The sequence below is a fragment of the Anaerotignum sp. genome (assembly GCF_031981185.1).
GTDB lineage: Bacteria > Bacillota > Clostridia > Lachnospirales > Anaerotignaceae > Chakrabartyella.
Genome location: NZ_DALYUL010000040.1, coordinates 1 through 271, shown reverse-complemented (window position 1 = coordinate 271; position 271 = coordinate 1).

The window sequence follows — 271 nt, the reverse complement described above, 5'->3', positions numbered from 1 at the left end:
TTGTCTACTCAAGGCACGTTGAAGCGATAATAATGATGACGTATTGTGGTGATAAGGCCAAAAATGAGGTTTAAACCACAAGATGCTGTGGTTTTGGAGCGGATTTGAGGCTTGAAAATGGGCAAAAAAGTGCCGTTTTTGACCCTTGAAAAATGATGAAAATATAGATGACATAGGGTGTTTTTATAAAATAGAGGGATATAAGAGGTTAAGTCTGGGTCATAAAATGACACTTCGGCTTAACCTTTTTTAATATATATGGAAATATTAT